Consider the following 16,930-nt stretch of genomic DNA (forward strand, 5'->3'; position numbering starts at 1 on the left):
AACAGAAAAAACAAGAGAAGACCTTCGTCTTCCCCAGCTCAAAAATCTGGTTTTTGTATTATCCAAATATGCCAATTAAAGCTTTTCTTCAGGAAGACCACTGGCAGCACCAATAAATGCTTTGTATAGACCTTCCGGTCTTTGAGGTCGACTCAAAAATTCTGGGTGATATTGGGCAGCGATAAAGAATTTATTTTTAGTCAATTCAATAATTTCAACTAAATGATTATCCGGGGAAACTCCGGCAAAAGTCATACCAGCCTTTTCAAAGTCTTCACGATATTCATTATTAAATTCGTAACGGTGACGGTGACGTTCCTGAATAACATCTTGATTGTCATAAGCAGCAGCAGTCTTTGTCCCCTTCTTCAAAGTTGCAGGATAAAGACCTAAACGCAAGGTTCCGCCGATATTTTCTTCATCACGTTTGTCGGCCATAATGTCAATAACATTATGCTTAGTCTTAGGATCTGCTTCAGTGGTGTTAGCATCTTGATAACCCAAAACATCACGCGCAAATTCGACTGTTGCCATCTGCATCCCCAGACAAACGCCTAAAAATGGAATATCATTTTCCCGAGCATATTTAATAGCAGTAATCATACCTTCAAAGCCGCGCGAACCAAAGCCGCCAGGAACGATTAAACCGTCTGATCCTTGCATGTAATCAGCAATATTGTCTTCAGTCACGTCTTCTGCTTGCACCTTATTAATTTTAACATCAGTATTGTAGGCGTAACCAGCATGCTTTAACGCGTCTGTAACTGAAATGTAGGCATCCTCAAGTTCAACATACTTGCCAACAAGAGTAATCGTGGTAGTGTGTTGTAAATTTTTAACCCGTTCATCAAGCCTTTGCCATTCCGCCATATCAGCTTCATCCTTAGGGCTCTTGAGATGTAAGAAGTCACACACTTTTTGGTCCATCCCTTGTTTTTGGAAAGCTAACGGCAGGTCAAAAAGGGATGGTGCGTTAATTGATTCAATAATGCGGTCAACCGGCACATCAGTAAAGTTAGAAATTTTATCTTTGTGCTCTTGATCAATTGGCATTTCTGCACGCAAAACCAACATGTTAGGTTGAATACCAATACTACGCAATTCAGCAACTGAATGTTGGGTCGGCTTAGTCTTCATTTCTTGGGCTGCGTGTAAATAAGGCACTAACGTACAATGAATATACATTACATTTTCTTCGCCTACCTCACGCCGCATTTGTCTAATAGCTTCCATAAAAGGAGTTGATTCGATATCACCAACAGTACCACCAATTTCTGAAATGACAACATCAGAATCAGTTGTCAGACCTGCGCGCATGATCTTTTGCTTAATCATGTCTGTAATATGAGGAATGACTTGCACAGTGGCACCATGATAGTCCCCGCGCCGCTCTTTTTCTAGCACTTCTTTATAAATTTTACCGGTAGTAACATTCGAATATTTGCTCGTGCGTACGTCAACAATTCTTTCGTAGTGACCTAAGTCAAGGTCTGCCTCAGTACCATCATCAGTGACAAACACTTCCCCGTGTTGGTAGGGATTCATTGTTCCGGGGTCAATGTTAATGTAAGGATCAAACTTTTGCATTGTCACCTTTAAACCGCGGTTTTTTAATAATCGACCTAAGCTAGAGGCAGTGATGCCCTTACCTAGTGAAGAAACGACACCGCCAGTAACGAAGATATATTTTGTCATTAGCCCAAACTCCTTTGCAAAAAATAAGAATAATCAAAAATAAAAAAGCTCCCTCACGGGAGCTTAAACGCACATAACGTGCCCAAATAAAATACTATCTATTTTAGGACGCAAAGTCAAGAAAATTATTCGTCATCATCGTCGTCTTCATCATCATTCAATTCAGACAGCTGACCCTCAATGCCATCTGGCAAGTCTTCATCATCGTCGTCATCGGTGTTGACATATTCATCGTCATCGTCAAAATCATCCGGCTCATCATCAGCAGTGGCATCCAAGTCTTCGTCTTCCGGATCATCATTATCATAATCAATGATATCATCGCTACCTGTAGCACTCGCTAAAAAGGCATTAACTTTCTTATGGTGCGTCCGAGTATCTTCTTCATCTTCGTCTTCAGGGTGATTAACCTCTTCATCTACAGATTCATAAGGAAACCATGAACGCAGAGCCCACACATTTTCACCCATCGAAATGAATTCACCATCGGTATTCATGTCAGTGTAGAATTGGGGCAAACGTTCCCTTATTTCTTCATCGCTGACGTCTAAGTACTTTTGCACTGCATTAACAATATCGGCAAAAGCCATTCTCTTATTGTTATCTTCTAAAATTGCGCGAGCAACTTCAATCATTGATAATTCATTGCGATTTTTATTTTTAAAGTCGTTTAATCCCACAATGTATTCCTCTCTCTTAAACAGTCTTTCTTATTTTACTAGGCGTTCAAGTAAAAATCAATGTGACGGCATAATTACCTATTAAGTATAGACCACTATATAGGTTATATTCAATCTGAAGTTCTCTTGAACCATCATTTTTAGGGAAAAATTTAATAAATTCAGTCGTGCTTTGGAGATCCATTTGATAACCTTGAGCGACATAGCGACAGTCTTTGCGCTCACCAACAACAAAATGGAGTTGCGAGTAGTTATTTCTGTCAGTTCCCCGCCTAATAATCACATTATCTTCTTTAATTAATATCTTAACGGGAATTTTGTCATCTTCCAAATAAGAAACTCTGGTATTACCTGCAGATTCAATTAACTCGCCATCAGCTTTTTTCTTGAAAGTTTCACTTTCTTTGCCTTGGATTATTTTGCTAGTAAAATCGATTTTTACTTTAGTCATATACTTGATTCTTTGTAATAAAAAAGCCAACCATGTTGATTGACAAATATGTCTTGATTTTTTACTTAATTTTAGCAAAAAATATTATAAATCAAATTATTTTTTTAAGCCAGCAATTACTTTAATTAGTTTTTTTAGGTCTTGCCAGCAAAATATTTATGCCACCTATTATAATTAAGATCGCACAAAGAGCAATAATAAATTTTTCACCAACATGATCAAGAATTATACCCGAAACAACAGACGAAATGGGGCCACCAATATTGGCAAAAGTTCTGACTGTGGTTAAGACGCGCCCTAAATAATTATCTGCTGTGGAAGTCTGAATGACAGATTCTGCGAGAACATTATGAATACTGGTAGCAGGACCAAAAAGAAAAAGTAATATACAAAGAAGTACCATGTTTTTTAAAGAAAACAACATTAAAATAAGCGGTATGGCACTAATTGTCCAGGCCCAGCCAACTGTTATAATTCTTGCTTTCATTTTGCCGGCTATTATGGCTCCCAGTATTATTCCCGCCAGTATGCATATGTAGAAAGTACTATAAAGTGCCGGCTGCCCCGCTTTTGCGGCTATACGGGGTAAAATTAAAATCATTGCAGGTTGTGCAAACGAATAAAGCAAGCCGGACCAAAGATAGTGCAATAAAAAGGCATTTTTCTTAATGTAACTGTAGCCACTGAAAATCTTTTGCCAATATTTAATTAGACCTTCTGCCTGGCTTTCTTTTTCTTTAACTGCATTATGAATAGGTATTTTTCTCAGAGCTGCAATTAACAATAAAAGCCCCAGTAAACTCAAGCAGGCACAAGCTAAAATAATGTCTCCGCTTGCCATAAAAGCCAGTAATGCACCAGAAAGTGCAGTACCACCAACATTTACCAGTTGATCCACGATATTAATCTTGGAAATAATACTGGTCATTTCTCTTTCATCCAGAAGAGATTCTTTTAAAATAGCGCGATCAGCCGGGTTAAAAAACTCATCACAAATTGATAGTAATCCAGCAATAATAATGGCTAAAATATAACTTTGGCTAAAATAAATAATCACAGCTGTAAGCATAAAAAGTAAGATTACTTGAATCACCATAGAATAGATGCTGGTTTTCTTGAAAGAGTGACTGTCAATAAAAGGACCGTAAAAAATAGAAAGAGCAGCAGTTATTGTGAAAATAGCATTAGTAATGCCAACCACAGTCGAACTTTTGGTTTGAATTTGGATCCACCAAATAAAAACCATGCCATAAAGCGAGTTGCCCAAGCCACTAACTAAGCGTGACAATAAGTATGGTTTTTTCTCTAACATAATTTTTCTCGTTTCGCACTAGTTCTGTTAAAATTCTATTTTAATTAAAAGCTAATTAAATATTTAAAGCAATATATTTTTTATTAATTAGGCTAAATTCTGTTAGAACTTGCGGTATCTTGCATGTCTTTTATCTAGTAAATCTGTTAAATTTTCAATTTGAAATGTTTTTAGCTTTTGTCCTATTAAGTCTTTTAATCCTTGTGCTTGATTTTCTAACACTTGTTCAGGCAAAACCCGTTCAACTATGCCCTGCTTTTTTAACCACTCCGGTTCAATGTGCATTATTTCTGCCGCCTTTGTTGCCAGTTTGGCGTCCTTCCACATAATTGAGGCAAATCCTTCAGGTGACAAAACTGTATACATGCTGTGTTCCAGCATCCAGACTTCATCACTGCAGGCCAAGGCCAACGCTCCACCTGAGCCGGCTTCACCAATAATAATAGTTAGAATTGGTACCTTTAACTGCAACATCTCACTAATATTAGCGGCAATAATCTGTCCCTGACCATTCTTTTCTGCTTTTGCTCCCGGATAGGCGCCTGGAGTATTAATAAGAGTGACAATGGGAATACTCATTTTGGCAGCTGTTTTCATTACCCGCAGTGCTTTACGATAACCTTGGGGCAAGGGACTGCCAAAATTAGTTGCCATGCGTTCTTTTAATTCTTGTCCCTTATTAGTTGCAATGACGCAGACACTCATATCTTTTATGGTTGCAAAACCCGCGATTACTGCTGCATCATCACTACTTGTGCGGTCTCCATGCATTTCAAAAAAATCTGGAAACAATTGAATTACCAGACGATGCATATTACTTTTATAGTCACTTCTTGCCCCATCCATAATGGCTAAAATTTTATCACTCGCCATGAACTTGAGCCTCCCATTTTTCTGCGGCAAAAATTTTAAGTATCTGACCTAGTTTTGTTACTTGCTCATTTCGGGGTACAATACTATCAATAAAGCCATTTTGGTAAGCATTCTCAACTGTCTGAAAATCTGGTGGCAGTTTTTTATTAATAGTCTGTTCAATTACTCTGCGTCCGGCAAAACCTAATAATGCTTTAGGCTCAGCTAAAATAATGTCTGCCTGGGAAGCAAAACTGGCAGTGACACCACCGGTTGTTGGATCCATAATTACGCTGACATAAAGTAAATGTGCTGCGCGATGGTCATTAACTGCCTGTGAGATTTTAGCCATTTGCATTAGTGAATGAATTCCCTCTTGCATTCTGGCACCACCTGAGGCAGTGAACAAAACAACGGGTAGTTTCTTTGTGGTTGCTTTTTCAAACAAGCGTGTTATTCGCTCACCAGTTGCTGTTCCTAGACTGCCCATTATAAACACCGGATCCATAATTCCTAAAGCAGTTTCGTAACCGGCAATATTTGCTTGGCCGGTTAAAACCGCATCCTTAAGTTTAGTTTTGGACTGCATTTTTTTAATTGTGGCTTGATAATCAGGAAAATTGAGTGGATCAGTAGTCGCTAAATCTGCATCCCATTCCGTAAAGTCCTTTGTTAGCATCTTTAAACGTGCTCTGGCAGTTACTCGAAAACCGTAGCCACAATTAGGGCACAGCTGATATTTACCAGCACGATGAAAATAAAACTTATTGCCACATTTAGGACAAATTCTAAAAATGCCTTTAGGAACATTTTCCTGATACTTTTTTAATGCACTGTGGGGATGACTTGCAAATCTAATTGCCATTAACCTGCGCTTCCTTTTCATTATGTCTTAGTTGCTGAAGATAATCGGGTAAAAATTCTTGATCTATATACGTTGTTAAATATGTACCGGTCTGAAATTTATCATCATTAAGCAAAGCAATCAAAAAATCGCGGTTAGTAACTAAACCTTTAATCTCAAATTCTGTTAGTGCATCAATCAAACGCTTAATTGCCATTTGCCTGTTAGCTGCATGTGCAATAATTTTGACAATCATCGAATCGTAAAATGGTGAAACGGTATCCCCACTGTTAACTCCACTTTCAATCCTAATACCCAGTCCACTAGGCAATACCATTTTTGCGATCTTACCAGCCTGGGGGCAAAAATTTTTACTAGGATCCTCTGCATTAATGCGGGCTTCAATTGCAACGCCATGGACATACACATCTTCTTGAGATATGCTCAAATCTCTTCCCGCAGCAATATTAACCTGTTCTTTAACAAGATCAACATGAGCAACTTCTTCAGTAATTGAATGTTCAACCTGAATCCTGGTATTCATCTCCATAAAATAGAAATGATGGTCAGGATCCATTAAAAATTCGATAGTACCGACATTTTCATAATTTATTGCCTTTATTGCTTTAACAGTTATCTGTTGCAAATAGTCTCTTTCTTTTGCACTGATTTGTGAACAAGGCGTTTCTTCAATCACTTTTTGCTGATTGCGTTGCATCGAACAGTCTCTTTCCGGAAGTGCCACCACATGTCCGGATTTGTCAGCCATAATCTGTACTTCAACGTGTTTTGCCGGGGAAATAATTTTTTCCAGATACATTCTGTCGTCTCCAAAAGAAATTCTGGCTTCTTCTTGTGCCTGGTTAAATGCTTCAGTTAAGTCAGCAGCTTGAGTCACACGTCTTATTCCTTTTCCGCCACCACCGGCAACGGCTTTGAGCATTACGGGGTAGCCCACTTTATTTGCAATTTTTATTGCAGCCGCAGCATTTTTAACAATCCCATCACTTCCAGGAATAACAGGTATATTATTCTTGCGCATCATTTCCCGGGCATTAGCTTTATTTCCCATTAAAGAAATGGTTTTTGACTTGGGACCAATAAAAACTAAATGGCATTCTTCACACATTTGAGCAAATTCAGGACTCTCCGATAAAAAACCGTATCCTGGATGAATTGCATCTGCTCCAGTTAAGACAGCCGCACTGACAATATTTTGCATATTTAAATACGAATCGGCCGGTTGGGGAGAACCAATACATATTGCCTCATCAGCTTCTTTAACATGTTGGGCATGTTTATCGGCCGTTGAATAAACAGCAACTGACTTAATTCCCATTTCACGTAAAGCCCTAATTATCCTTATAGCTATTTCTCCACGATTAGCTATCAAAATTTTTTTAAACATAATGTCACACTTTACTGAATTGCAAAAATCAACTGAGCAGTACATGCAACTTTATCTTTAACAGTTGCTTTAGCCTCACCAATCCCGGCATTTCCACGCAGCTTATCCAGCTTAACTTCTAAATTCAAAGTATCTCCTGGCTTAACCATTGTTCTAAAACGAGCATTCTTGATGCCACCAAAATAGACAGTTTTCCCTTTAAAGTCTGGCATCGTCAACAACGCAACTGCACCAGTTTGTGCTAAAGCCTCAGTTATCAAAACACCCGGCATTACTGGATTACCCGGAAAATGTCCCTGAAAATAGCTTTCATTAATTGTGGTGTTTTTTTGAGCAACAGCATATTTTCCGGGTTCATAATCCAATACCTGATCAATTAACAGCATTGGAAATCGGTGAGGCAAAATAGCTTGAATCTGCACACTATCTAAAGTGTGTAACTTTTTTGGTTCACTCATATTTGCTACCTTCACTCTGGAATAACCGTTATCAGTGGTTGATCATATTCAACCACTTGTTCATTTGTAACTAAAATTTTATCGATAGTTCCTGTAAAGTCGCTTTTAATTTCAGTCATCATTTTCATTGCTTCAATAACGCAAACCACATCACCTTTATTGACATGATCACCTGGCTTTTTATATTGAGGTTTTTCTGGACTTGCTTGTAAATAAACTATGCCAACAAGTGGTGCCTTAATTTTTAAAGTTTTCTGCTTAGGTGTATCTAAATTGCTAAGTTCTTGATGATTAGTTTCCTGCAGTGTTTTAGCAGACGATTGGCCTACAGGCCTTTCTTCCCTAATTTCTACTGGTGTAGCCTGACTTTTATCAATCTTAATATGACCACCGTTAAAGTCTAAATCCAGTTTGGTTATATCACTTTGATTAATTTCTGCGATTAATTTTTGAATTTCTTCAAAAGTCATTTAATCATCCCACCTTTTTAGTGCAATCACTGCATTATGTCCGCCAAAGCCAAATGAATTGCTAATGGCATAATCTATTTTTTGCTTATAATTTTGTTTATTGACCAAATTAACTTTACAGTCAGGATCTTGTTGGGTTATTCCTGCGTTTATTGGCAATAATTCTGAATTAAGTGCCAAAATTGTGGCAATGGCTTCAACAGCTCCTGCTGCTCCTAGTAAATGACCCGTCATGCTTTTAGTACTTGAAACTAGCACATTGCTATTTAGACCAAAAACCTGATTAATTGCTTTAGACTCAGCCCAATCATTTGCTTTGGTACTTGTACCGTGAGCATTGATATAGCCCACTTGCTCAGGAGTGACCTGCGCTTCACCAAGCGCCAGTTCCATAGCTCTTGCAGCCTGGCTGCCACTAGGATCAGGAGACGTAATATGATATGCATCTGAACTAGTCCCATAACCAACAATTTCACCTAAAATTTGTGCGCCACGACTTTGAGCATGTTCTAGCGATTCTAAAACAAGAGAGCCTGAACCTTCTCCCATCACAAAGCCGTTACGATTTTGATCAAAGGGAATACTTGCTTTTTCAGGATCCCTCGACGTCGACAATGTTGAAATTGCAGCAAAACCGGCTATCCCACTTTCATTGATTGCAGCTTCTGAGCCACCAGCAATCATGACATCAGCATAGCCATCTTTTATCTGTCTGAAAGCTTCACCAATTGCATTTGTACTGGAAGCACAGGCAGTCACAATTGTGGTACTGATTCCTTGAGCATGATAGCGAATAGAAATATTGCCTGCCGCCATGTTAGCAATTGAAGTTGGAATAAACATTGGCGAAACTCGATCCAGACCTTTTTCGTGCCATTTAATAACTTGTTCCTGGATGGTAGTTAGTCCGCCAATTCCTGTGCCCCAAATTACGCCAAAACGTTCACTATTGGTATTTTTTTCATCAATTCCTGCTTGTTCCATGGCTTGTGCCGTTGAATACATAGCGTATAGTGTGAATGCATCCATGCGTTTAGTATCTTTTTTAGTTAAAAAAAGCAATGGGTCAAAATTGTCCAGTTGCCCAGCCAGAGTGACCCCACTTGAATCAGCATCAAAATAAGTAATTGGCTCAAAACCAACTTTTTGACTATTGAGTCCAGCTTCAAAACTGGCAACGTCATTACCAATAGGTGTTAAGGCACCCAAACCTGTAACTACTACTCTTGTCATTGCTTACTCCTTACTGCATTGTCAATCCGCCATCTACCGTTATTGTCTGACCAGTAATATAGTCATTTTGAGCTAAAAAAACTGCGGTTTGTGCTATTTCTTCAATTTGGCCTAATCGTTTCAGCGGAATTTCCTTAACTATTTGTTGCTGTATCTTTTCACTGAGATTTCTGGTCATTTGTGTGTCAATCATCCCTGGGGCAATGGCATTACAGCGCAAATTGCGTAATGCTGCTTCTTTTGCAACAGATTTAGTTAAGCCAATAATTCCTGCTTTACTAGCGGCATAATTAGCTTGACCAATGTTACCTGTCAAACCAACTACACTTGATAAGTTAATAAAACAGCCGTTTCTCTGCTTATACATCGGTCTCAGTGACTGTTTGATGACATTAAAGGTGCCAATCAAATTGGTGTTAACTACACTTTGAAAGTCTGCTTTAGACATTCTATTAAGCAGTCCGTCTTTGACAATACCTGCATTATTGACCACAACATCTAGATGTTCAAAATGATTGATGATTTTAGCAATCATTTCTTTCACATCTTCTTCTTTTGTAACATCAGCGCTAATATCTATTACTTCAACATGATCTTTTTCAAACTGACCTATCACTTCAGAACTAATTGGTTGGCGGGCATTTAAAACTATTTTTGCTCCCTGTTTGGCAAAAGCTTGAGCAATTGCCAGGCCAATACCGCGTGAACTGCCAGTGACCAAGACAACACTATCTTTTAACTTCATGAATTAAACTCCTTTAAAGCAGAAATTGTTTCTTGCATATTTGCCACACTATCTGTTTGATAGGTTGGAACTCCTTTAAGAATTTTTCGTGCAAAAGAAAGCAAAGTTTTACCTGGTCCTAATTCAATAACTGCAGTTATATCTTGACTATGCTGAGCCAAAGTCTTTGCAAAATAGGTAGTAGAAACCAGCTGCTCCGTTAAAGTCGGAACAAGATTGTCAGGTGCAAACTCTTTTTGGGTCGTAGTGCTATAAATTGGAAAAGTGCCATTATGCCAATCAACTTTGTTCAATTCGGTTTTCAAAGCTCCTTGAATTGATTTCATTAATGGAGTGTGAAAAGCACCGCTTACTTTTAGTGGAACTACACGCGCACCATCTTTTTCAAGTTGTTCACGCAAATTTTGAACTGCATCTTTTTCCCCACCAACAACAATTTGATTAGGAGTATTAACATTTGCTATCCCAATCAGACCTATTTTTTGGGCATCTTTTATAGCTAGTTCTACATTTGCTAAAGAACTCTTCATGACAGCCACCATAATTCCTGGATTTTGACTGCTTGCTTGTTGCATAAGTTCACCACGCTTTTTTATCAGGTGAAGTGCTGACTCAAATTCTAAGTAATTGGCACAAGCAAGACCGCTATATTCACCCAGGCTGAGTCCGATACCTAATTTTTTAAAATCTGCATTTTCGCTAAGAATTTGGTACAAGCCATAACTTATTGTCAAAATAGCAGGTTGGGAATAACGCGTTTCGGCCAGCTCATGTGCTTTATCGGAATCAAACAGCAATTCTGCTAAATCAACATACAATATATCACTTGCTTTAGCAATGATTTTACGGTAGTGCGGTTCGGTTTGATATAAATCATATGTCATACCAGTTTTTTGAGCACCTTGACCACTAAATAGTAAACAAATCATTTGCTTATCTTTCTCCATTCAGCAATTTGTCTGCTTGACTATAAACTTCAGCCAGAATTTCAGCAGCAGGTTGTTCCTTTTTTACCATACCTGCAATTTCTCCGGCCATAAATGAACCGGTTTCCGCATCGCCTTCAATTACTGCTCTTCGCAGACTACCAGTTCCCAGTTCTTCCAACTTGTCGTAATCAGGATGTGGCTTTAATGCCTCTTCTTTTTCAAGTCCAATATATGTTTTAGCCATCTTATTTTTTAACACCCGTGAAGGATGGCCCGCATATTCACCAGTGACTAAAGTACTGGCATCTTTGGCACGTAAAACAGCTTTTTTATAATTGGGATGTATCTTTGATTCAGTTGCTACTAAAAAACGAGTGCCCATTTGCACGCCCTCAGCACCCAACATGAATGCAGCAGCCATGCCGCGACCATCGCCTATTCCTCCAGCTGCAATTACGGGGATTTTAACTGCATCTACAACTTGTGGTACAAGGGCCATCGTTGTTAATTTTCCGATATGACCCCCTGATTCCATCCCTTCGGCCACAACAGCGTCAACACCTACACGTTCCATCATTCTGGCCAAAGCAACAGAACCAACAACTGGGATTACTTTAATACCAGCATCTTTTAACTTTTCTATGTATTTTGCCGGATTACCCGCTCCAGTAGTTACAACTGCAACACTGTCTTTATTTGCCAAAATAACCTTGACAACTTCATCTGCATAAGGTGAAAGCAGCATCACATTTACACCAAAAGGCTTTTTTGTTAGAGATTTAGCTGATTCAATCTCGTCAGCCACTACATTTCCGGGTGCACTGCCTGACCCAATGATCCCTAAGCCACCAGCATTTGAAACAGCAGCTGCCAGCTTGCCATCTGCTACCCAGGCCATACCTCCTTGAAAAATTGGGTATTTAAGGCCCAGTTCTTTCATAAATGGACTTAATTCCATTTGTTAACCTTCTTTCGCTGCTAGTTGCTTTTTAACAAAATCAACTAAATCCTGAACTGTTTCAATACCTTCTTCACTTTCAATCTTGATATCAAATTCATCTTCTAATTCATTAATCACTTCAAACACGTCCAGACTGTCAGCATTTAAATCGTTTTTTATATTGGATTGAGCTGTGACAGCACTTTCGTCTTCTCCAGTTTGTGCAACAATAATTTCTTTTACTTTGTTAAAAATTTCTTCTTCAGTCATTTGATTTCTCTTTCTTAATAATTTATCTTTATCGTTTTTAAAAACTTAAGGCAATACTGGCAACCGTCAGGCCACCACCAAAGCCACTTAATATTAGTTTTTGATTGCGTTTAATGATGCCAGAATTAACTGCTTCATCCAACAGTATTGGCACACTGGCAGCAGAAGTATTGCCATATTTTGCAATATTTTCCAAAAATTTTTCTTCAGGAATATTTAGATGCTTTGCTATTGCGGAAATAATGCGTCCATTTGCCTGATGGAGCAAAAACCACTGCACATCTTCCTTTTCCCAGTTTGCTTTAACTAAAACTCGCCTAATGGAATTAGGTACTTCATGAGTAGCAAAGTTATAGACAGCTCTACCATCCATCTCGAAGTATTTCTTGTGCTCAGAGTTGCTATCTGAACTATATGGTGAACACAAGGGTTGGTATCCAGCAGTCAATTTTGCTCTTTGTTCTCCAAAAGCTGCCAAATTTTCAGCAATTATTCCTTCTGTTTGAGAACTTTTTTCAACTAACACTCCCCCACTGCCATCCCCAAAGAGAACTGCAGTTGAGCGCTCTTGCCAATCTATCAACTTGGACAAAACTTCTGCTCCGATAACTAATCCTCGTTGATAGGGTCCTGCTAGCAATTTATCCGCGACCGCTAAAGCATAGATAAACCCAGAACACGCTGCATTAATATCAAATGCCAATGCTTTGCCAGCGTGTAGTTTCCCCTGCACAATTGCTGCAGTTGAAGGTGTCAAATAATCAGGCGACATAGTTGCCACAATAATAAAATCTAGTTGTTCAGGTTTGAGATCAGCTCTTTGCAACAGCAGTTGAGCAACAGTTAAAGCCAAATCAGAAGTCTGTTCATCTTGAACTACATGACGTTCTTTGATCCCAGTTCTTGAAGATATCCATTCATCTGAAGTAGTCATTATTTCCGCTAAGTCATCATTGGTAATTACCTTAGGAGGAACATAATGAGCAGTTTGACTAATTCTTAAACTCATCAGTTAACGCTCCTTTTATTATCAATTCTTGCTGGAAACTCAAGAAAAGCACGCAGGTTCAACAGAGCACGTTCAATAATTGCCACCTGTTCATTATCAAAGCCTTCAATAAACTTTTTTACCATATGACGGTGAAATGAATCGTGCGCCCTATAAATTAAGCGACCACGACTAGTTAAACCCAGCCGAATTATCCTCCTGTCATCTTCACCGTTTATTCGCACAACATAGCCCTTACGAACCAAGTTATTAACCATTGTTGACAGCGAACCTGCTGTTACCATCAATTCACTTGCTACTTGGGAACTGGTCTTGTGTTCATACATGGTAATCGCATCGATTGCGTGCAATTCTCTTAGTGAAATGTCTTTAAATTCGCTTTTACGTAATTCGCGCTCTTCAACTTTCATAATATCTGAATAAACTGTGGACAAAAGATTATTGATGCGTTTTAAACTTGTCTCCAATAGCATCACCTCTTACTCAAATATATAATCCATAAGGATAAACATATTTTTTAACATATATAAAGCCATAATTAAACTTTTTAATGCAAATAATTTCGCTTTATATCAACAAACAGCATCTCCTTTAAATACTTTTATATTCAAAATAAATTATTATAGAGTATGATATGGTATTATTTTCTAAATGTCAAACTCCTTTTTGCAATATTAGTTTATTTTAGCTAACAAGGCAAGTATTTTTTAAAAAAATCTAAAAGAAAATAGTTTGAATTTCAAAGTATTTTGTAGATTTAATTAGGTATAAGGATATATTATTAATGAATAGCGCAAAAAAAGAAGCATATCTCAAAATATTGTTGACTAAATTCCCACTGAAAATAAATTGGTGGGAAAGCATCGATTCCACAAACTTATGTGCAAAACAAAAACTAGCAGCTACGGGGTATTCAGGTCCCGTGCTATACGGGAGTGACGAGCAAACATATGGCTATGGTAAACAAAGTCGGCACTTTATTTCACAAAAAGGTGGCATTTATCTATCACTAGTAATTAAGGTTCCGCAGTTGAACTGGCAGAATCAAGGATTATTAACTACAGGTATTGCATGGCAGCTGCATTTAGCTATTAAAGAGGTATTTCATCTAGATACTCAATTCAAATGGGTGAATGATCTGCTTTTTAAGAGTAAAAAAATAGCTGGAATCCTGGTTGAATTACCACAGCCCCAAGTTGCTGTTATTGGCATTGGCTGTAATCTTTATCAAGAGCGTTTGAATAATGAATTAAAGACCGCTGGCAACTTACTAACAAAAATGCCCAGTGAAAAGCAAATTTGTCAATTTATCGCTCAAATTACAGAAAATTTATTAGAATTTATTCCTCATTTTGATCAAATCAATTTTTTGCCTGAATACAAAAAGAAGCTTGCATTAATGAATCATGATGTTGTCCTGACTTTAGGCAAACAAAGAATACAGGGAAAAGTGACAGACTTAACACAACAGGCAAATTTAGTCTTAGAAACTGAAGAGGGTTTGAAAAATTTTAATGCTGGCGAGGTAACAAAAGTGAGAGATTTTTAGCAAACAAAAAAGACGAAACTACTTCGTCTTTTAAAAATGTATATTATCTTAAACAGTTATAGCTTTTAATATAACAAACACACCTGCAAATAATGCATTTTACAGGTGCGTTTGAAAATTTATTACTTTCTCTCTGCCTTATTTAAAGAATCTTTGACAGCTTCTTTTATCGCTCTGCTGGTTTCTGACGCTCCAGAAACGGCGTCAACATCATAAGTGTTTTGCTCAACCATTTTTTGAGGTAATTCTTTAACAGCTTTTGAGCCGTAGTCATCACTTTCGGTTTGCTTCAGGATTTCAACATCCACAATCTTACCGGCTTCATTCAACGTAGTTCTGACAACCACTCCATCACCCATACCTTGATTACTGTATCCTAAATATTGATTAGGGCCAACTTTAAATTTTTGATCGCCTTCATCGCTTGAGGCAACAAAATTATCATTAATTGGTGCACTATTTAGATCCGTTGTACCGATTCTAGATATATCCTGTTTTATAACAGCGGCATTTTCGCCGGCAATTTTACCGGAAATTAAACAATCTGCAATATTTCCACCGGTAGTATATTTATTAACAAATGGAGAGCCTAATTCACCTGCTTCAAATAAATGTGGAATTGGTGTTCCATTAGGATCTAGTACTTGGGCATGACCGTCACGGCGGCCGCCACCCTGAGTATTAAGCATATTTTGTCTCAGAGCAATTGCATAAAATGGCCCATTTTGACTAAATGCACGTAAAGTTGCAGGGTCGCGGTGATAAGCATAGTCTTTTCCTTGTTGCGCCATAAAATTGAACTCTGAAATTGTCTGAGACAAAACTTCTGGGTCTTTACCAATTGCAGAAGCTAAATCAGCAATTGAATCAGCCTTAATAATATTATCCAAGAAATGAGGCACTTTAAGACCATCATCTGGTTCATTAAGAAGTTCTTCATATTTTTCCTGGTCAAAAACCATATAAGGATGGTTTTGATTTAATGGCACTACCCAATCACCATGATTATAAATGTGACCATGACGATTTAGTTCAGCTTCATTAAAGTAGCGGCTACCGTCTTCACCAACGACAATTGCACTACCGTTTGCTATTTCTGACCAGAAGACATTTAAAGCATATGTCGAACGAATACCTTCTTTTTGCCTTGGTGAAAGACCGTGAAATTGACCTAGAGATTCAAATGATCGCATATTCCACAACTGAGCGTTTACTTCTTCCAACATTTTAATACCATCACCCCTATTGTAAAGCGAACCAATTGGTGACAAATAAGAAGACTGCAAAAATGTCTGAATCATTTCTTTATTATTTTCAAAACCACCGACAGCTAAAACTACACCATTATTTGCTTTAATGTTACGTAAGACATGATCTCGTTCAATTTGAGCACCTAAAACAATTTTCGAGCCGCCATCTTGAATTAAATGTTTAGCTGGACTGCTGTACCAAACAGTAATTTTTTCTGAATGATCTAGTACTTTTTGGCGTAAAAGTTTCCACAAGGCAGCATCACTTGTGCCATTATGAACTAAGTAATCATCATAAGAATCAGCACAAGGCAATTCAGGATATTCAGTCACATATTTGGTCGAAGGAGTACCAGCCAGCAATTTCTTCATGCTAACTGGTTTAACACCCAAATATTTTTCAAAATATTCACTCATATTAGCCATTCCTTCAATTAAATTGTTGAATGGTTCTTTGTCTGGTTTTAAAGGCGCTGCCAAGTTTTCATGGTACTTCTTTAAAGCTTCATAATCCGTACCAGCTCCCACCATTTGACCAGCATAACGTGTATTACCACCCTCATGACCTTCTGGCGCACTGTCGACTAATAAAACTTTAGCACCACTGTCTGCCGCAAACCTGGCAGCTGTGGCACCAGCTCCACCAAAGCCTAAAACTATTACATCATAAACAGCATCCCATTTAAAATTGTGTTCATTATTCATTATTAAGCCTCCATATAAAAAGCTCTGATATAGACAACTTAATTATAATTCTAAATTCAGATATTGTGAATAAGGTAACTAAGACCTTTTTACATAAAAAAATAGGCAAATATAAATATTCACCTATTCG

At 38.0% G+C, this 16,930-nt stretch carries 18 protein-coding genes; 1 reads left to right on the plus strand and 17 read right to left on the minus strand.

Going from position 1 to position 16,930, the window contains the following annotated elements; translation table 11 throughout:
- Nucleotides 1-75: 75 nt before the first annotated feature.
- From LACWKB10_RS01500 to LACWKB10_RS01575, 16 genes are all read right to left on the minus strand, one after another.
- Nucleotides 76-1,695 carry a CTP synthase gene (locus tag LACWKB10_RS01500; RefSeq protein WP_034977913.1) on the minus strand — a complete coding sequence of 540 codons (1,620 nt, stop codon included), beginning with the start codon at nucleotides 1,693-1,695 and terminating at the stop codon, nucleotides 76-78.
- A 125-nt stretch (nucleotides 1,696-1,820) separates the two neighbouring features.
- Complete coding sequence (gene rpoE, locus LACWKB10_RS01505) at nucleotides 1,821-2,375, minus strand: DNA-directed RNA polymerase subunit delta (RefSeq protein WP_034977915.1); 555 nt, start codon at nucleotides 2,373-2,375, stop codon at nucleotides 1,821-1,823.
- A 46-nt stretch (nucleotides 2,376-2,421) separates the two neighbouring features.
- The gene (locus LACWKB10_RS01510; RefSeq protein WP_034977918.1) at nucleotides 2,422-2,826 is read right to left on the minus strand and encodes a DUF1934 domain-containing protein; all 405 of its coding nucleotides are present in this window, start codon (nucleotides 2,824-2,826) and stop codon (nucleotides 2,422-2,424) included.
- A gap of 121 nt (nucleotides 2,827-2,947) precedes the next feature.
- A complete protein-coding gene (locus LACWKB10_RS01515; protein WP_034977921.1) occupies nucleotides 2,948-4,138 on the minus strand; it encodes an MFS transporter in 1,191 nt (396 codons plus the stop codon).
- A 102-nt stretch (nucleotides 4,139-4,240) separates the two neighbouring features.
- Nucleotides 4,241-5,011: a carboxyl transferase domain-containing protein gene (locus LACWKB10_RS01520; RefSeq protein WP_034977924.1), complete on the minus strand. Its 771-nt coding sequence runs from the start codon at nucleotides 5,009-5,011 to the stop codon at nucleotides 4,241-4,243.
- Entirely contained in the window at nucleotides 5,001-5,855 is an 855-nt protein-coding gene (locus LACWKB10_RS01525) for an acetyl-CoA carboxylase carboxyltransferase subunit beta (protein ID WP_034977926.1), read from the minus strand. Before LACWKB10_RS01525 ends, LACWKB10_RS01520 begins: the two co-directional genes overlap by 11 nt.
- Nucleotides 5,845-7,242: an acetyl/propionyl/methylcrotonyl-CoA carboxylase subunit alpha gene (locus tag LACWKB10_RS01530; protein ID WP_034977928.1), complete on the minus strand. Its 1,398-nt coding sequence runs from the start codon at nucleotides 7,240-7,242 to the stop codon at nucleotides 5,845-5,847. Before LACWKB10_RS01530 ends, LACWKB10_RS01525 begins: the two co-directional genes overlap by 11 nt.
- Before the next feature lie 11 nt (nucleotides 7,243-7,253).
- Nucleotides 7,254-7,700 carry a 3-hydroxyacyl-ACP dehydratase FabZ gene (gene fabZ / locus LACWKB10_RS01535; protein WP_034977930.1) on the minus strand — a complete coding sequence of 149 codons (447 nt, stop codon included), beginning with the start codon at nucleotides 7,698-7,700 and terminating at the stop codon, nucleotides 7,254-7,256.
- An 11-nt stretch (nucleotides 7,701-7,711) separates the two neighbouring features.
- A complete protein-coding gene (accB, locus tag LACWKB10_RS01540) occupies nucleotides 7,712-8,170 on the minus strand; it encodes an acetyl-CoA carboxylase biotin carboxyl carrier protein (protein ID WP_034977932.1) in 459 nt (152 codons plus the stop codon).
- Complete coding sequence (fabF, locus tag LACWKB10_RS01545; RefSeq protein ID WP_034977934.1) at nucleotides 8,171-9,403, minus strand: beta-ketoacyl-ACP synthase II; 1,233 nt, start codon at nucleotides 9,401-9,403, stop codon at nucleotides 8,171-8,173. It abuts the gene before it with no gap.
- Nucleotides 9,404-9,413: 10 nt separating this feature from the next.
- On the minus strand, nucleotides 9,414-10,148 hold the full coding sequence (gene fabG, locus LACWKB10_RS01550) for a 3-oxoacyl-[acyl-carrier-protein] reductase (RefSeq protein WP_034977937.1): 735 nt from the start codon (nucleotides 10,146-10,148) through the stop codon (nucleotides 9,414-9,416).
- Nucleotides 10,145-11,095: an ACP S-malonyltransferase gene (locus LACWKB10_RS01555; protein ID WP_052060237.1), complete on the minus strand. Its 951-nt coding sequence runs from the start codon at nucleotides 11,093-11,095 to the stop codon at nucleotides 10,145-10,147. Before LACWKB10_RS01555 ends, fabG begins: the two co-directional genes overlap by 4 nt.
- Nucleotides 11,082-12,035 (minus strand): enoyl-[acyl-carrier-protein] reductase FabK, encoded by a 954-nt coding sequence (gene fabK / locus LACWKB10_RS01560; protein ID WP_034977941.1) that lies wholly within the window; start codon nucleotides 12,033-12,035, stop codon nucleotides 11,082-11,084. Before fabK ends, LACWKB10_RS01555 begins: the two co-directional genes overlap by 14 nt.
- 3 nt (nucleotides 12,036-12,038) lie before the next feature.
- Nucleotides 12,039-12,287, minus strand: coding sequence for an acyl carrier protein (locus LACWKB10_RS01565; RefSeq protein ID WP_034977944.1), 249 nt, complete (start codon nucleotides 12,285-12,287; stop codon nucleotides 12,039-12,041).
- A gap of 37 nt (nucleotides 12,288-12,324) precedes the next feature.
- Nucleotides 12,325-13,299, minus strand: coding sequence for a beta-ketoacyl-ACP synthase III (locus LACWKB10_RS01570; protein WP_152560548.1), 975 nt, complete (start codon nucleotides 13,297-13,299; stop codon nucleotides 12,325-12,327).
- Complete coding sequence (locus LACWKB10_RS01575; protein WP_200878500.1) at nucleotides 13,296-13,769, minus strand: MarR family winged helix-turn-helix transcriptional regulator; 474 nt, start codon at nucleotides 13,767-13,769, stop codon at nucleotides 13,296-13,298. Before LACWKB10_RS01575 ends, LACWKB10_RS01570 begins: the two co-directional genes overlap by 4 nt.
- A gap of 311 nt (nucleotides 13,770-14,080) precedes the next feature.
- Here LACWKB10_RS01575 and LACWKB10_RS01580 point away from each other — a divergent pair, with 311 nt between their 5' ends.
- Nucleotides 14,081-14,845 (plus strand): biotin--[acetyl-CoA-carboxylase] ligase, encoded by a 765-nt coding sequence (locus LACWKB10_RS01580; RefSeq protein ID WP_034977950.1) that lies wholly within the window; start codon nucleotides 14,081-14,083, stop codon nucleotides 14,843-14,845.
- 122 nt (nucleotides 14,846-14,967) lie between these two features.
- On the opposite strand, the gene LACWKB10_RS01585 is transcribed toward LACWKB10_RS01580, so the two are convergent.
- On the minus strand, nucleotides 14,968-16,800 hold the full coding sequence (locus LACWKB10_RS01585; RefSeq protein WP_034977953.1) for an FAD-binding protein: 1,833 nt from the start codon (nucleotides 16,798-16,800) through the stop codon (nucleotides 14,968-14,970).
- Between the last annotated feature and the right edge of the window lie 130 nt (nucleotides 16,801-16,930).

This window comes from Lactobacillus sp. wkB10 (assembly GCF_000760615.1).
GTDB classification, from domain to species: Bacteria; Bacillota; Bacilli; order Lactobacillales; family Lactobacillaceae; genus Lactobacillus; species Lactobacillus huangpiensis.

Excerpts from the sequence above, each read along its gene's own strand:
- LACWKB10_RS01515 (WP_034977921.1), bottom strand. The coding sequence starts at position 4,138 with ATGTTAGAGAAAAAACCATACTTATTGTCACGCTTAGTTAGTGGCTTG.
- LACWKB10_RS01580 (WP_034977950.1), top strand. The coding sequence starts at position 14,081 with ATGAATAGCGCAAAAAAAGAAGCATATCTCAAAATATTGTTGACTAAA.
- fabK (WP_034977941.1), bottom strand. The coding sequence starts at position 12,035 with ATGGAATTAAGTCCATTTATGAAAGAACTGGGCCTTAAATACCCAATT.
- LACWKB10_RS01585 (WP_034977953.1), bottom strand. The coding sequence starts at position 16,800 with ATGAATAATGAACACAATTTTAAATGGGATGCTGTTTATGATGTAATA.
- fabF (WP_034977934.1), bottom strand. The coding sequence starts at position 9,403 with ATGACAAGAGTAGTAGTTACAGGTTTGGGTGCCTTAACACCTATTGGT.
- LACWKB10_RS01510 (WP_034977918.1), bottom strand. The coding sequence starts at position 2,826 with ATGACTAAAGTAAAAATCGATTTTACTAGCAAAATAATCCAAGGCAAA.
- accB (WP_034977932.1), bottom strand. The coding sequence starts at position 8,170 with ATGACTTTTGAAGAAATTCAAAAATTAATCGCAGAAATTAATCAAAGT.
- LACWKB10_RS01530 (WP_034977928.1), bottom strand. The coding sequence starts at position 7,242 with ATGTTTAAAAAAATTTTGATAGCTAATCGTGGAGAAATAGCTATAAGG.
- LACWKB10_RS01575 (WP_200878500.1), bottom strand. The coding sequence starts at position 13,769 with ATGCTATTGGAGACAAGTTTAAAACGCATCAATAATCTTTTGTCCACA.
- LACWKB10_RS01525 (WP_034977926.1), bottom strand. The coding sequence starts at position 5,855 with ATGGCAATTAGATTTGCAAGTCATCCCCACAGTGCATTAAAAAAGTAT.
- fabZ (WP_034977930.1), bottom strand. The coding sequence starts at position 7,700 with ATGAGTGAACCAAAAAAGTTACACACTTTAGATAGTGTGCAGATTCAA.
- LACWKB10_RS01500 (WP_034977913.1), bottom strand. The coding sequence starts at position 1,695 with ATGACAAAATATATCTTCGTTACTGGCGGTGTCGTTTCTTCACTAGGT.
- LACWKB10_RS01565 (WP_034977944.1), bottom strand. The coding sequence starts at position 12,287 with ATGACTGAAGAAGAAATTTTTAACAAAGTAAAAGAAATTATTGTTGCA.
- fabG (WP_034977937.1), bottom strand. The coding sequence starts at position 10,148 with ATGAAGTTAAAAGATAGTGTTGTCTTGGTCACTGGCAGTTCACGCGGT.
- LACWKB10_RS01555 (WP_052060237.1), bottom strand. The coding sequence starts at position 11,095 with ATGGAGAAAGATAAGCAAATGATTTGTTTACTATTTAGTGGTCAAGGT.
- LACWKB10_RS01520 (WP_034977924.1), bottom strand. The coding sequence starts at position 5,011 with ATGGCGAGTGATAAAATTTTAGCCATTATGGATGGGGCAAGAAGTGAC.